Source organism: Burkholderia sp. B21-005 (assembly GCF_020843965.1).
Taxonomy (GTDB): Bacteria; Pseudomonadota; Gammaproteobacteria; order Burkholderiales; family Burkholderiaceae; genus Burkholderia; species Burkholderia ambifaria.
In genome coordinates this window covers 838221-851572 of the sequence record NZ_CP086302.1, presented here as the reverse complement: position 1 = coordinate 851572, position 13352 = coordinate 838221, and the positions used below count along the sequence as shown (strand labels likewise).

The 13352-nt window shown below is 65.2% G+C and carries 13 protein-coding genes and 2 pseudogenes; 12 read left to right on the top strand and 3 right to left on the bottom strand.

What is annotated here, in order from left to right:
* The first annotated feature begins 87 nt into the window (after positions 1 to 87).
* The 6 genes and pseudogenes from LMA02_RS20210 (at position 88) to LMA02_RS20190 (ending at position 4759) form a co-directional block, all read left to right on the top strand.
* On the top strand, positions 88 to 537 hold the full coding sequence (locus LMA02_RS20210) for an SDR family NAD(P)-dependent oxidoreductase (RefSeq protein WP_228909534.1): 450 nt from the start codon (positions 88 to 90) through the stop codon (positions 535 to 537).
* Positions 538 to 546: 9 nt separating this feature from the next.
* Complete coding sequence (locus LMA02_RS20205) at positions 547 to 1398, top strand: SDR family NAD(P)-dependent oxidoreductase (RefSeq protein WP_228909533.1); 852 nt, start codon at positions 547 to 549, stop codon at positions 1396 to 1398.
* Positions 1395 to 2018 (top strand): nuclear transport factor 2 family protein, encoded by a 624-nt coding sequence (locus LMA02_RS20200; protein ID WP_228909532.1) that lies wholly within the window; start codon positions 1395 to 1397, stop codon positions 2016 to 2018. The genes LMA02_RS20205 and LMA02_RS20200 overlap by 4 nt, the downstream gene beginning before the upstream one ends.
* A 23-nt stretch (positions 2019 to 2041) precedes the next feature.
* Positions 2042 to 2311: pseudogene (locus LMA02_RS35430) on the top strand (alkene reductase); the annotation flags it as partial.
* Positions 2312 to 2363: 52 nt separating this feature from the next.
* A complete protein-coding gene (locus LMA02_RS20195; protein WP_324251310.1) occupies positions 2364 to 3143 on the top strand; it encodes a hypothetical protein in 780 nt (259 codons plus the stop codon).
* Entirely contained in the window at positions 3140 to 4759 is a 1620-nt protein-coding gene (locus LMA02_RS20190; RefSeq protein WP_228909531.1) for a FadD3 family acyl-CoA ligase, read from the top strand. The genes LMA02_RS20195 and LMA02_RS20190 overlap by 4 nt, the downstream gene beginning before the upstream one ends.
* A gap of 597 nt (positions 4760 to 5356) precedes the next feature.
* On the opposite strand, the gene LMA02_RS20185 is transcribed toward LMA02_RS20190, so the two are convergent.
* From LMA02_RS20185 to LMA02_RS20175, 3 genes are all read right to left on the bottom strand, one after another.
* Positions 5357 to 5740 carry a type II toxin-antitoxin system VapC family toxin gene (locus tag LMA02_RS20185; protein ID WP_228909530.1) on the bottom strand — a complete coding sequence of 128 codons (384 nt, stop codon included), beginning with the start codon at positions 5738 to 5740 and terminating at the stop codon, positions 5357 to 5359.
* Positions 5737 to 5943, bottom strand: a complete 207-nt coding sequence (locus LMA02_RS20180) for a type II toxin-antitoxin system VapB family antitoxin (RefSeq protein WP_228909529.1) — start codon at positions 5941 to 5943, stop codon at positions 5737 to 5739. Before LMA02_RS20180 ends, LMA02_RS20185 begins: the two co-directional genes overlap by 4 nt.
* Before the next feature lie 283 nt (positions 5944 to 6226).
* Complete coding sequence (locus LMA02_RS20175; RefSeq protein ID WP_228909528.1) at positions 6227 to 7117, bottom strand: LysR family transcriptional regulator; 891 nt, start codon at positions 7115 to 7117, stop codon at positions 6227 to 6229.
* A gap of 127 nt (positions 7118 to 7244) precedes the next feature.
* On the opposite strand from LMA02_RS20175, the gene LMA02_RS20170 reads away from it, so the two are divergent.
* The 6 genes and pseudogenes from LMA02_RS20170 (at position 7245) to LMA02_RS20145 (ending at position 13352) form a co-directional block, all read left to right on the top strand.
* Entirely contained in the window at positions 7245 to 8231 is a 987-nt protein-coding gene (locus LMA02_RS20170) for a zinc-binding dehydrogenase (protein WP_228909527.1), read from the top strand.
* A gap of 63 nt (positions 8232 to 8294) precedes the next feature.
* Positions 8295 to 8588: pseudogene (locus LMA02_RS20165) on the top strand (DoxX family protein); the annotation flags it as partial.
* Between the two features lie 207 nt (positions 8589 to 8795).
* The gene (locus LMA02_RS20160; protein WP_228910062.1) at positions 8796 to 9410 is read left to right on the top strand and encodes a nitroreductase family protein; all 615 of its coding nucleotides are present in this window, start codon (positions 8796 to 8798) and stop codon (positions 9408 to 9410) included.
* A 99-nt stretch (positions 9411 to 9509) separates the two neighbouring features.
* Positions 9510 to 10496: an alpha/beta hydrolase gene (locus LMA02_RS20155; protein WP_228909526.1), complete on the top strand. Its 987-nt coding sequence runs from the start codon at positions 9510 to 9512 to the stop codon at positions 10494 to 10496.
* A gap of 111 nt (positions 10497 to 10607) precedes the next feature.
* Positions 10608 to 11549, top strand: coding sequence for a LysR family transcriptional regulator (locus LMA02_RS20150; RefSeq protein WP_228909525.1), 942 nt, complete (start codon positions 10608 to 10610; stop codon positions 11547 to 11549).
* Positions 11550 to 11699: 150 nt separating this feature from the next.
* The gene (locus tag LMA02_RS20145) at positions 11700 to 13352 is read left to right on the top strand and encodes a GMC family oxidoreductase (protein WP_228909524.1); all 1653 of its coding nucleotides are present in this window, start codon (positions 11700 to 11702) and stop codon (positions 13350 to 13352) included.

Here is a 13352-nt window from a genome sequence, read left to right as displayed (position 1 = left end):
GAGAAACGCTACGGGGTGACATAAAAGCGGTAGAACGCCTATTCAAACGTTGTGACGTAGCTATCGCCGGCAAACCCTGGCCAGTCGTTGCGGGGAAAATACGCGGGCTGGCGCCGGATCATCGACATCAATCTGAACGGCACGTTCTTCTGCTCGCGTGCGGCCGTGCGGCTGATGATCGCCGCCGGCGTGCGCGGTGCGATCGTCAACATCGCGAGCGTGTCGGCGTTGTCCGGCGAAGGGCCGCCGGCTTATTGCGCGTCGAAGGCCGCGATCCTGGGGTTGACGCGTTGTCTTGCGCGCGACCTCGGCCCGCGCGGCATTCGCGTGAACGCGATCTGTCCGGGCCCGACTCGCACGCCGATGATGCAGTCGATTCCCGACGAATGGGCGCGCGAACTCGAACGCGCGATTCCGCTCGGCAGCATGGCCGAACCGGACGACATCGCGCGCTCGATCCTTTACCTCGCGTCCGACGACGCCCGGCAGATGACCGGGCAGACGCTGTCGGTCAGCGGCGGCATGTACATGATCTAGGAGACCAGCATGACAGGACGTTTGCAGCACAAGACCGCGCTGATCAGCGGCGCGGGCACGGGAATCGGCGCGGCGACCGCGCAGCGCTTGGCGGCGGAAGGCGCGCGCGTGATGCTGTGCGGCCGGCGCCGGGAGCCGCTGGAGCAGGTGGCGCGCGAGATCGTCGCGGCGGGCGGCGACGCGCAGTGGATCCAGGCCGACGTGACCGACGAAGCGTCGGTCGGCCGCGCGGTGGACGCGACGCTCGAGCGCTTCGGCCGGCTCGACGTGATGGTCAACAACGCGGTGAACTACACGTGGGGGCTGATCGACCAGGTCAGCACGGAAGACTGGCACCGTTGCCTGCGCGGCACGCTCGATGTCGCGTTCTTCGGCACGCGCGCGGCGATGCGCGCGATGAAGCGGCAGGGCGGCGGCGCGATCGTCAACCTCGGCTCGGTCGTCGGGCTGCTCGGCAGCCCCGGGTTGGCCGCGTACGGCGCGGCGAAGGCCGGCGTGCTCAATTTCAGTCGCGCGGTCGCGCTCGAGGGCGCGGCCGACGGGATCCGCGTGAACGTCGTCATCCCGGGCGTGGTGTGGAGCGAAGGGACGCGCGAAGCGCTGCAGGACGATGCGATGCGTAAGGGCACCGCGCGCGCGGTGCCGCTGCGGCGCATCGGCGAGCCGCGCGAGGTCGCCGACGCGATCCTGTTCCTCGCGTCCGACGAGGCGTCGTACATCACCGGGCAAAGCCTCGTCGTCGACGGCGGCAAGACCTGCCGCCTCGATGTCGGCGCGACCGACTACGTGTCGGACACGTCGACCGACCGGCGCGCGCAATCCGGCGTGCAAACCGATGCAGCCGGAGCCGCCACGCGATGAACGACACGACCTTGCTCGCACGGATCGACCGGCTCGAATCGACCGAGGCGATCCGGATGCTGCCCGCGCAATACGCGCTCGCGCTCGACATGCGCGACCTCGACGCGTGGACGAACCTGTTTCCCGAGGACGTCGTGGTCAGCAAGGACCAGGTCGGGCGCGCACACCTTAAACGCTGGATCGACGACACCTTGCGTCACCAGTTCACCGTCACGTCGCATCACATCGGCGGTCACATCATCGAGTTCTCGGATGCCGACCATGCGAGCGGCGTCGTCTATTCGAAGAACGAGCACGAGACCGGCCCCGAGTGGGTCATCATGCAAATGCTCTACTGGGACGACTACGAGCGGATCGACGGGCGCTGGTATTTCCGTCGGCGCTATCCGTGCTACCTGTACGCGTCGGACCTGAACCGGCCGCCGATCGGCGAACGCAAGATGCGCTGGCCGGGCCGCGAGCCGTACGACGGTTCGTGGCATGCGCTGTGGCCGTCGTGGCAGGCGTTCTGGAACGACAAGCCCGACGGGCTGCCCGACGTCGCGGCACCGGCGCCGCTCGATGCGTTCCTCGCGACGATGCGGCGCGTTTCGGCATTCCCGAAGATTCGCACGCGCTGACGTGCGCACGGAGGCCTGTTTTCATGACCCAGCCGCTCTTTGAACCCGCGCGCATCGGCGCGTTCGCGATGCCGAACCGCATCGTGATGGCGCCGATGACGCGCAGCCGGGCGGACGAACACGACGCGCCCGGCGATCTGCACATCGCGTATTACGCGCAGCGGGCGGGTGCCGGATTGATCGTCGCGGAAGGCACGTATCCGCACGCCGACGGCAAAGGCTATTGCCGCACGCCCGGCATCGCGACGCAACACCAGATCGACGCGTGGCGGCGTGTGACCGACGCCGTGCATCGCGAGAACGGCCGCATCGTGCTGCAACTGATGCACGTCGGGCGCGTCGCGGTTGAACAAGGCGCCGGACGCCGATACCGTCGCGCCGTCCGCGCTGCGTGCGAACGGCACGATTCGCGCGGACGGGCACGGCCCGGTGCCGCTGGACGCGCCGCGCGCGCTCACGCGCGCGGAGATTCCGGACGCGATCGACGCTTTCCGGCAGGCGGCCGTCAACGCGCGCGCTGCCGGCTTCGACGGCGTCGAGCTGCGCGCGAGCAGCGGCTATCTGCCGATGCAGTTCGTGCTGGCCTGCTCGAACCGCCGTACCGACGACTACGGCGGCACGCGTGAGCGACGCGCGCGTTTCGCGATCGAGGCGCTCGAAGCAATGGCCGGCGCAATCGGCGCGCAGCGGGTCGGGCTGCGGATCTGCCCTGGCAATCCATACAACGACATGCACGACGACGATCCCGCATCGACGTACGGCACGCTGCTCGATGCCGTGTCGCCGTTCGGACTCGCGTATCTGCACGTGAGCCGGTCGCCCGACCGGCAACTCGATGCATTCGCGCTGGCTCGCCGTCATTTTCGCGGCCCGTTGATCGCGAACGACGGATTCGACGCGCGCAGCGCGGCCGACGTACTGGCCGCCGGCCATGCAGACGCCGTGTCGTTCGCGCGGCATTTCATCGCGAACCCGGACCTCGTCGCCCGCTTGCGCGATGACGCGCCGCTTGCCGCTTTCGATCGCACGACGCTGTATACGCCCGGTGCGCGCGGCTTCACCGACTATCCGCCGCTCGGCGTGGCCGACGCGGGCGGTCCTTCCATCGAACGGAGTGTCTCATGACCTCAACGCGTCCCGTGTCATCGACGATCCCCGCGATGCTGGCCGAATCCGCACGCCGTTACACGACGCAGGCGGCAATCGTCGACGACGGTTGTTCCATCGGCTACGCGGCGCTGTACGACGCGGCCCGGCGCACCGCACGCGCGCTGATCGCGCTCGACGTGCAGTCGGGCGAGCGCGTCGCGATCTGGGCGCCGAACCTGCACGAGTGGATCGTCGCCGCGCTGGGCGTCCATTTCGCCGGCGCTGCGCTGGTGCCGCTGAACACCCGGCTCAAGGGCGACGAAGCCGCGGACATCCTGAACCGCAGCCGCGCGCGCGTGCTGTTCTCGATCGGCGAGTTTCTCGGCGTCCGTTATCCGGATATGCTCGTCGGGCATGCGCTGCCGTCGCTGCGGCACACAGTCGTGCTGCGCGATCCGCAGCCCGGCGCGGCAGGCTGGGACGCATTCGTCGCGCTCGCCGACGCGACACCCGACGCAGTGCTCGACGAGCGGACCGCCGCGATCGCGCCGCGCACGCCGTCGGACGTGCTGTTCACGTCCGGCACGACCGGCCGGCCGAAGGGCGTCGTGACTGCGCACGGGCAGAACCTGGCCTCGTTCGACCAGTGGTCGACGCTGGTCGACCTGCAGGCCGGCGACCGCTACCTGATCGTGAACCCGTTCTTTCACGCGTTCGGCTACAAGGCCGGCTGGCTTGCCGCGCTGATTCGCGGTGCGACGATCCTGCCGCAGGCCACCTTCGATGCCGATGTGGTGCTGCGCCGCATCGCAGACGAACGCGTGACCTTCCTGCCCGGATCGCCGACGCTCTATCTGAGCCTGCTCGTGCATCCGGATCTCGAGCGCTTCGATCGGTCGTCGTTGCGCGTGGCGGTGACCGGCGCGGCGAACGTCGCGCCGGACCTGATCTCGCGCATGCGCGACCGGCTCGGCTTCGCGTCGGTGCTGACCGCGTACGGGCTGACCGAATGCTGCGGGCTCGCAACGGTCTGCCGCGCCGGCGACGACGAGCGCATTGTCGCGACGACCTGCGGCCATCCGCTGCCTGGGATCGAATTGCGTTGCATCGACGCAGCGGGGGCCGACGTACCGGTCGGGATGCCCGGCGAGATCCTTATCCGCGGCTTCAACGTAATGCAGGGCTATCTCGACGACGACGACGCAACGCACGACACGATCGACCCGAACGGCTGGCTGCATACGGGCGACGTCGGCGTGCTCGACGAGCGCGGCTACCTGCGCATCACCGATCGCCTGAAGGACATGTACATCGTCGGCGGCTTCAATTGCTATCCGGCGGAAATCGAGAATATGATCGCCGGGCATCCGGACGTTGCACAAGTCGCGGTGATCGGCGTGCCGGATGCACGGCTCGGCGAAGCCGGGCACGCGTTCGTCGTGCCGTGCGTGGGTGCCACCCTCGACGAAGCGACGCTTACCGCGTGGTGTCGCACGCGAATGGCGAACTACAAGGTGCCGCGCGGCATCGCGTTCGTCGACGCCCTGCCGCTGAATGCATCGGGCAAGGTGCTGAAGCAGACGTTGCGCGAATGGTCCGTACGCAATTCGACGCGACGTTGGTGCCCAACGCCGAAATGGAGCCCGCCTTGAACGCGCACTGCATATCGCGAGGCTTGGCGGTTGCCGGCGCACGAGTCTTGCTCATGTCCGCGAGGGTCAAGTTCCAGCAGGCCACGATCCGAACGCCATGTCGGCAGGTCGCGCTGCTGGAATGACGACTTCACGTCCTCAGGCACGCCTAGCACGTAGCGCTGGCAACGCTGCGTACGTTCCACTGGAGTCTCCGCAAGGATGATTGCCTTACCAATTTCGCTAAAGCCCAGCCGGTCGGCACGACCAGCCATATTTCTGTACTCGACGACGGAAAATCGCGACCGTCTTCGCCGACGAGCTCGTTCTCCGCGAGCACGACCCACGATGCAGGGGTGTTGATGCCCCTGCAGAGTTGTTGTGGCAATCGGCGCGTGAACTCAAGCCTTCGATGTATCGTTCAACAACGCGCACAACGCTGTCGCGTCACGGCGCGCTCCGCTCAACTCGGGTATGGAGCTATCGAGATGCCTGTGCACCTACGGAGATTGCCTCGATCGTCATGCATGCCCCCGTTATCCGATTGGCGCAAGAAGTTGTTGGCCGCCGGTTTCGCCAGGGGGACAAACCGTGTGTCGACGCCGGCGACCGCTTCGGTCAATGCAGGTCGGGCGGTATGTACTGAACCCCGAATTGGTCCGCCACTTGCGCGAGCCGCCGATCGCGCGTCCAGAGCCAAGTGCGCGGAGTCAATAGCACCGACGCCAGCAGCGTGCAATCTACGGCACCGCATCCGCGCCCATACAGCCGTTCCCGCTCGATCCAGTCCGCGACTTCACCTGACGTCGCAAGGCGCGTTTGGCGCAACAGCGCGAGATCTCCCAGTGTTCGGGCTCGCGGTTCGGGCGGCGTCCCGCACGTGAGTTCGAGCATCACAAGCGGATGCGTCAAGACGTCGTCCGCCAGCAGTAGCTGGATAAGTGCAGGAAGCGGCCGTCGGAAATGCTCGACCCAGACCGACGTGTCGACCAGAACGCTCATCGGTCAGCAGCAGTCGGGTTCCGGCGCGGCACATCAGGCATGTCGGGGGCGCGACCGCCAAGGGCGGCAAGGCGTTGGCCGGCCTGGACACGTACGAACGTTTCCAGTGCGGCCCGGAACAGGTCCGCCGGCGGAATACCCGGCTCGGCGAGTTCGAGTGCGCGCGCATAGAGAGTGTCGTCGACGGTGACGGTAGTACGCATGATGGCTCCTTTGATGCTTAATCGCATCAATTTTAGCATCAATTTGGTAACGGTCCAGTCGCTAGTAGCCCGATCGTGACTCGGCCTGACTTGGAGCCCGCGACGCGTTCAGTAGCAAGATCCCACTACGGCGTCGGTAGCGGACGGCGAAATTCGTAACGGTTGCCGGCGCGAGCATGAGCAGCCGCTCGCCCCTTGGTCAGCACGCCGCGCGGCGATCCGCGCTCGAGCGACTTTCTGCAGACAACGGTGGCTGCGGGATGTTGTCATGTAGTCGGTCCCCCTACTCAACAGTGCAGACACGCGTGAACCAAGGAATCTGGGATTGGCAAAACGCGAGGTACGCACGCACGATGGCCGATGGATGGCGATGCGATGGATAGAGCAGGTTCACTTGTTGTTCAGGCAAGGGACAGGATGGCAGCACGAGGACTAGCCGGCCGTCCCGAACTGGTTCTGCAGCGAGGAACGGTGGAAGCTCAGTGATGACTTCGCCGGCGATGGCACGACTGCGCAAGTACATGTAATCGTTGGTGGACAAGATCGGGTCGGATTCGAACGTCTGTTCGCCCAGGCGCCAGCCCCGGCTGATGCCGGCTACGGGGCTCCAGACAGCGCACGGGAACCTGTGCAGGTCGTCAGGGGCCTTCGGTACGCCAAGCGTGTCGAGCAATGCCGCACTTGCCACCAGCACGTGGCGGTAGGTCAGCAATTGACGTGCGACCATCGACTCGTGCGCAATCGCGCCAACTCGCAGCGCGACGTCGATCCCGTCTTCGATCAAGTCCACGCGCCGCTCGGTGGCATAGGCGTGCAACTGTATGTCCGGATATTGCTTCCGAAACGAGGACAATAACGTCCACCACACGTCGAACCCGGGCGGCAGCGAAAGCCGCAACCGTCCTTTCAGCCGCGCCTGGTCGCTGACGACGGCCTCCTCCCCCTCCGCCAGCAGCTCGACGCCCCGACTCGCATGTTCGTATAGCCGGGCCCCGGCTTCCGTGGGTTTGGTGCCGCGTCTGGTCCGCTCGAGCAACTGGACACGGAGCTGCTGTTCCAAGGCGCGAATGCGGCGACTGACCGTCGGCAACGGGATCGCCAATCGCGCCGCGGCGCCGGAAAGGCTGCCCGTCTGCACAACGCTCACGAAAATCCGGACATCGTTGAGATCCACGCTTGCCTACCAAAAATGAAAGCATGCGTCTCATTTTAGCCAGTTACGTTGCGAATATCGATAGTCGAGAATGAGGCCCATCAAATCGATGAGGGCTGCCCGACACGGGCGCCATTCTGGAGAAAGCATGAAAGCCTACGTGATCGAACGCTTCGGTGGCCCGGACGTGCTGCAATTGTTTGACATTCCGCAGCGCAGCCCCGAATCCGGCGAAGTCCGGATTCGCGTGCGCGCGTTCGGGCTCAATCGTGTGGAAACGTACCTCCGCGCGGGGAAGCTGAGTCCGAACGATCAGGCATACCGTGTGCCGGGTATCGAAGCCGTCGGGGAAGTCCTTTACGATCCGTCGGGCCTGTTTCATACGGGGCAACCTGTCGCGACCGCGATGGGCGGGTTGCAGTTCACCCGCCCGGGCAGCTACGCGGAAGAAGTCACCGTGCAGCGGAGCAACGTGATCGCCTTGGACGGCGGCATGCTTTCGTGGGCCGAACTGGCAGCACTGCCGGCAGCCTATATCACGGCGACTGGCGCACTCGACAAGATGTTGGGAAGCGCCCGCGGTCAAACACTGCTGATTCGCGGCGGCACTTCCTCCGTCGGCCTCGCGGCCATTGCATATGCGAAATACCGTGGAGTCACGGTGATTGGGACCAGCCGGGAAGCGGCCAACTTGCAACGCATGCGCGACGTCGGTGCCGACCTCGCACTCCTGGACGACGGACAGATCGCACACGCGGTCAAGGCGGTGGTTCCGTCCGGCGTCGACGCGGTATTCGAGGCAATCGGCGCCAGCACGTTGCGAGATTCCGTCGGTGCGTTGCGCCCGTTCGGGTCGGTAAGCATCGTCGGATTGCACGGCGGTGCTGAGCTCGAGGCATTTCACCTGATGCGGGATCTGCCTAACGGCGTGCGACTTGGTTTCTTCTCGTCCGCGCTGTTCGGCACGAGCGCGATGCCTGCCGCCGACGTTCCGCTGCTCGCCATCGCTCGTGCGACGGCGGATGGCGACATTCCATCGCTGCGAACGCATACGCTGGATTTCGACGAACTTCGTCGCGCTCACTGTCTGATGGAAAGCAATCGCGCGCTGGGAAAGATCGTTGTAACTATTTGACCAGGAAGCGGTACGTTCACTGCCAAAGCACCTTCAACATTTCGATAAACATAGGACTACGATATGAAATACAACACCACGGCCGATCATCTTCGATCGGCGACCGATGTCGAAAGATTCCAGCCGGCCACCATGCTGGCTGCGCGAATTCTTCTAGTGCTGATCTTTCTGCTTTCCGGCCTGTCGAAACTCGCCGCGCCGGATGCGATTCGCGCTTACATGGAAGCCAATCACGTGCCGCCCGCGCTGTTCGTGCCGACGGTGCTGTTCGAGATCGGCACGAGTCTACTGATCGTCGCCGGTTATCGCGTACGCATCGTGGCGGCGCTGCTTGCCGGCTTCTGCGTCGTCACCGCCGCGCTCTTCCACAACCAATTCGCGGATCAGACGCAGACGGTGATGCTCCTGAAGAACTTGTCCATGGCCGGCGGCTTCCTGCTGCTGGCGAGTGTCGGCGCCGGCCGTTTCAGCCTGGACGCGAAACTCGCGAACCCCGAGGATCGCGGCGAAGCTCGCGATCGCGGTCATCCCGTTACCCCCCCGCAAGACGAAAGGAGCCTGCAAGTGTCAAACATCTCTGAAGTGATCAAGTCGCGTATCTCGGCGAACCGGTACGACACCGGTCGAAAATTGTCGGACCCGCAGATCAGCGAGCTGATCGAACTCGCCACCCGTGCGCCGTCCGCGTTCAACCTGCAAAACTGGAAGTTCGTCGCCGTGCGCAGCGATGATGCGAAAGCGCGCCTGCTTCCGCTCGCGTTCGGGCAGCAGAAGGTAGCGGATGCAGCGGTCACCTTCATCGTGTGCGGCACGCTCGATCCGCACCTGACGCTTGCCGACGCGCTGAAGCCGACGCTGAATGCCGGAATCATCGACGAAGGCCTGTACAACGGATGGGTTGGCGCGGCGCGCAACATGTATCAGGACAATCTGACGTTCCAGCGCGACGAAGCAATTCGCTCGGGGTCGCTGGCGGCGATGACGCTGATGCTGGCTTCTCAGGGCATGGGTCTCGCGTCCGGCCCAATGATCGGGTTCAACCCGCAGGGCGTCGCCGATGCTTTCGGTCTCGCACCGACGGACGTTCCGGTCATGCTTGTCACGGTCGGCTATCCGTCCTCCGGAAACTGGCCGCAGAAGCCGCGCAAGCCAGTATCCGACGTGCTGTCGTTCGCCTGAACGACGGATCAGCGCGATGCATCGTTGATGCGAAGTCGGGAAAGACTGTCCGTTACGATGCTCGCGCGCCATCGAATCCGCACTACCAGGAGTGAATGCATGTTCCCGTGGAACCTGTTCAAAAAATTGCGCCTCGCTTCGTTCGCTGCTCATCACGTCATCGAGCCGAGCGCGGGCGCGCCGGTACGCGTCGCCGATAACCTTGCCGCGTTCGCGAACGAGATGCGCACGTCGTATCGCGCGATGATTCCGTCGGCCGGTAAGCCCGACGAGGTCGATCGTGTGCTCGCGGTCGACGTGCCCGCCCCGGATTCCGCACGGAAGATTCCCGTGCGCATCTACCATCCAGGCGGCCCGCAAGCCGAGGCGATGCTTCCGACCGTCCTGTTCGTACACGGCGGCGGATTCGTGTCCGGCGACCTCGACACGCACGACGTGCTTGTGCGGGCGATCGCCGTCCGCACGCCTGCGCTGGTCATTTCCGTCGACTATCGGCTGGCCCCCGAATACCCGTTTCCGGCTGGCCTCGAGGACGTATACGCCGTGCTGCAATGGGCCGCAGGCAACGTGACCGAGTTCGGCGGCGATCCGCGGCGGATCGCCATTTGCGGCGACAGCGCCGGCGCGACCCTGTCCGCGGCGGCCGCGATGCTTGCGCGCGATCGCCGCGGACCGATACTGATCGGGCAGTGGTTGATGTATCCGTCGGTGAGCCTGAGGACGGATACGCCGTCGTGGGCCGAGCTGGGGCCTGCGAATTTTCCGACCCGGGAACTGATGCGCAACGTGATCGCGAGCTACGTGCCGACAGGAACCAGCCCGTATGTGCCGCTGCTTTCGCCGCTCGAGGGAAATCACGCGGGTCTGCCGCACGCGCTGGTCCAGGTCGGCGAACGCGATCCGCTGCGCGACGAAAACGTTGCGTATTCCGATCGCCTGAACAGCGCGGGCACGCCTGCATCCGTCACGGTCTACGAAGGGCAGGCGCACGGTTTCATCCAGTTCTTCAAGGACAAGGCGAACCATTCGCTGGGCGAGCGCGCGTTGGACGAAGGCATCCGGTTTCTGCGCGAGCGCTTTGCCTGACGTCGGTGACCGGCCTGTTCGAGCAATGGCCGACATGAGTTCGTCCATGCTCGGTGCGCGATTGGCCGTGCGGAACAAGCACCGGCCGATCGCATGCTTTTGGTCTGGAACATGAATAAATTCTCCGACATGAGCACGTTCGTGGCCGTGGTCGAATCAGGCAGCTTCTCCGAAGCCGCGCGCCGCATCGGCACGACCAAGTCGATCATCAGCCAGCGCATCCAGCAGCTCGAGAAGCGGCTCGGCTGTACGTTGCTCAGACGCGGCCGCCAGCTACAGCTGACCGAACCCGGACGCGGATTCTTCGAGCAATCGAAGGAGCTCCTTCAGGAACTCGAACGAATCGAAGAAGCCGTGCGCGACGCCGACGCGAGCCTCCACGGCACGTTGAAGCTCGCGGTGCCGTCCACGTTCGTTACGCATCGTCTTGCGCCGCTGATGGCGCGGTTTTCGGAAAATTATCCGGCGCTTTGCGTGGACATCGAGGCGGAAGATCGTCTGTCCAATTTGCAGAACGGCCATTTCGACGTTGCGATACGCATCGGCAAGCTGGCCGATTCCAATCTTGTCGCACGTACGCTTACCACCAATCACCATGTGATCTGCGCTAGTCCGGCGTATCTCGCGCGGCGCGGCGTGCCCGCGCATCCCGGCGACCTGTTGCAGCATGACGGGCTGATCTATCTGAACCGCGAGCCCAACGGGATGTGGAGCCTGCCGCTCGACGGCGCGCAGCAGTCGTTCAGGATCCGCATCCGCATGCGGACCGACTCAGGATATCAATTGCTCGCGGGCACGCTGGCCGGCCTCGGCCTCGCGATCCTCCCCACCTTCCTCGCAGCCGATGCGCTACTCGCGGGCGAACTCGTACCGGTGCTGTCCGGATACATGCCGTCGGGCGGGCAGATCTCCGCGCTCTACAGGAAAGCGATTCGAACGCCGCCCAGGATTCAGGCGCTGATCGAGTTTCTGACCGACAAGATCGGGCAGCCGGCGAGTTGGGACGCCGCGCTCATCGAACGCGGCATCCTGCCGCGCGACGGCCACCTGTAGCGACGATTCGCGTGTGCCGCACGCACGGCACGGGGGCGCAGCCGCACGCGGCGTTCTGAAAAACCGAACGCTGGGTTCGCCGGCCGCCGCCTATGCGCGCGTGGCCGCGATTCGTAATCTGCTCGAATGCTCACCACGTAACCTACGATCATGAACGACGATACCCTGCAACACCCGGCGCGCCGCACGATGCTCGCGCAGACCCTCGCGCATTCGGCGGTGCTCGCCGTCGGCTCTCTGCTCGGCGGAGAAGCGAGCGCGGAGCCAGATGCGCCCGCCGAGTCGCCCCGACGGCAAGCCGGCATCGGCAGGCGCACGATCGACGTGCTGATCGTCGGCGGCGGCTCGGCGGGCGCCGTGATGGCCGCGCGCCTGAGCGAAAAGACCGGCCGCAACGTATTGCTGCTCGAGGCCGGCCACAATTACGCCGCATGGGATTACCCGCACGTCATCGCGAGCAGCGACATCGTCGGCGGCGACGCCGGCCATGAATGGGGCTACCGCACGCAGACAGGCTACATCGATCATCCGATCCGGGCGTTGCGCGGCAAGGTGCTCGGGGGCAGTTCCGCGATCAACGGCGCGGTGGCGATCCGAGCGCGCGAGCAGGATCTAAAGAACTGGAATCTGCCCGGCTGGTCGTATGCGGACATGCTGCCGTCGTTCAAGCGACTGGAGAGCCGCGACAGCGGCAGTGCGGCGTTGCACGGCCACGCCGGCCCGCTGCCGGTGCGACAGCTGACTCGCGAGGACATTACGCCGATGCAGCGTGCGTTCGTCGATGCGACGGTTGCAAACGGCTACCGTGTGATCGAGGATTTCGACGGGCCCGACGCAAACGGCGTCGGCCCGTATTCGATGAACATCGTCAATGGCGTGCGGGTCAACACGGGGATTGCCTATCTGACCAACGACGTGCGATCCCGAAAGAACCTGCAGATCCGCGGCGGCGCGCTGGTCGATTGTGTGTTGTTCGATCGGGACCGCGCCATTGGCGTACGGCTCGCGAATGGCGAGGAAATCCACGCGAACGAAGTGATCCTGTGCGCGGGCAGCTACGGCAGCGCCGCGATCCTGTTGCGCTCGGGCATCGGGCCGGGAGCGGATCTGCATGCGTTGTCGATCCCGGAGGTGGCGAATCTACCGGTCGGGCAACGCCTGAAAGACCACCCGTTCTACTACAACGCGTATGCCGCGCGTCCCGACGAGATTGGCGATCAGTCACCCGTGATCGGTGCGTTCCTGTGGACGCACAGCTCGTCCGCGCAACCCGGCGACCTCGATTTGCATATCACGGCGACCCACCTGTTTCCGCACGATCAAAGCCCGACCAAAGTGGGGTTCGTGCTCGCGGTCGCGCTGACCCGCCCGTTGTCGGTCGGCAGCGTGAAGCTCGCGAGCCGCAAGCCCGACGAGGCACCCATCATCGATCTGAACTTCCTCGCTCACGAGCAGGATCGTGCGCGGCTGCTCGAGGGTATCAAGCTGGCGCGGCGCATCGGCAGTACCGCGCCGCTGTCGGGTCTGGTGCACACGGAACTGAATCCGGGCCCTGGCGCGGCGACGGATGAGCAGATTCTCGCCTCGGTCAAGTCGACTGTTGACACGTACCATCACCCGACTTCGACCGCGCCGATGGGCCTCGCGGACGATCCGCACGCCGTGGTCGATCTCGACGCTCGCGTGCATGGCGTGCGAAACCTGCGCGTCGTCGATGCATCGATCTTTCCAGACGCAATTTCGGTAGCCACCAACATCACGACGATCGCGACGGCCGAGCATATCGCACGTCGATACGTTTGA

Coding starts and splice junctions, on each gene's coding strand:
- LMA02_RS20170 (WP_228909527.1), top strand. CDS start 7,245: ATGAAAGCCTACGTGATCGAACGCTTCGGTGGCCCGGACGTGCTGCAA.
- LMA02_RS20180 (WP_228909529.1), bottom strand. CDS start 5,943: ATGCGTACTACCGTCACCGTCGACGACACTCTCTATGCGCGCGCACTC.
- LMA02_RS20200 (WP_228909532.1), top strand. CDS start 1,395: ATGAACGACACGACCTTGCTCGCACGGATCGACCGGCTCGAATCGACC.
- LMA02_RS20150 (WP_228909525.1), top strand. CDS start 10,608: ATGAATAAATTCTCCGACATGAGCACGTTCGTGGCCGTGGTCGAATCA.
- LMA02_RS20185 (WP_228909530.1), bottom strand. CDS start 5,740: ATGAGCGTTCTGGTCGACACGTCGGTCTGGGTCGAGCATTTCCGACGG.
- LMA02_RS20205 (WP_228909533.1), top strand. CDS start 547: ATGACAGGACGTTTGCAGCACAAGACCGCGCTGATCAGCGGCGCGGGC.
- LMA02_RS20190 (WP_228909531.1), top strand. CDS start 3,140: ATGACCTCAACGCGTCCCGTGTCATCGACGATCCCCGCGATGCTGGCC.
- LMA02_RS20155 (WP_228909526.1), top strand. CDS start 9,510: ATGTTCCCGTGGAACCTGTTCAAAAAATTGCGCCTCGCTTCGTTCGCT.
- LMA02_RS20145 (WP_228909524.1), top strand. CDS start 11,700: ATGAACGACGATACCCTGCAACACCCGGCGCGCCGCACGATGCTCGCG.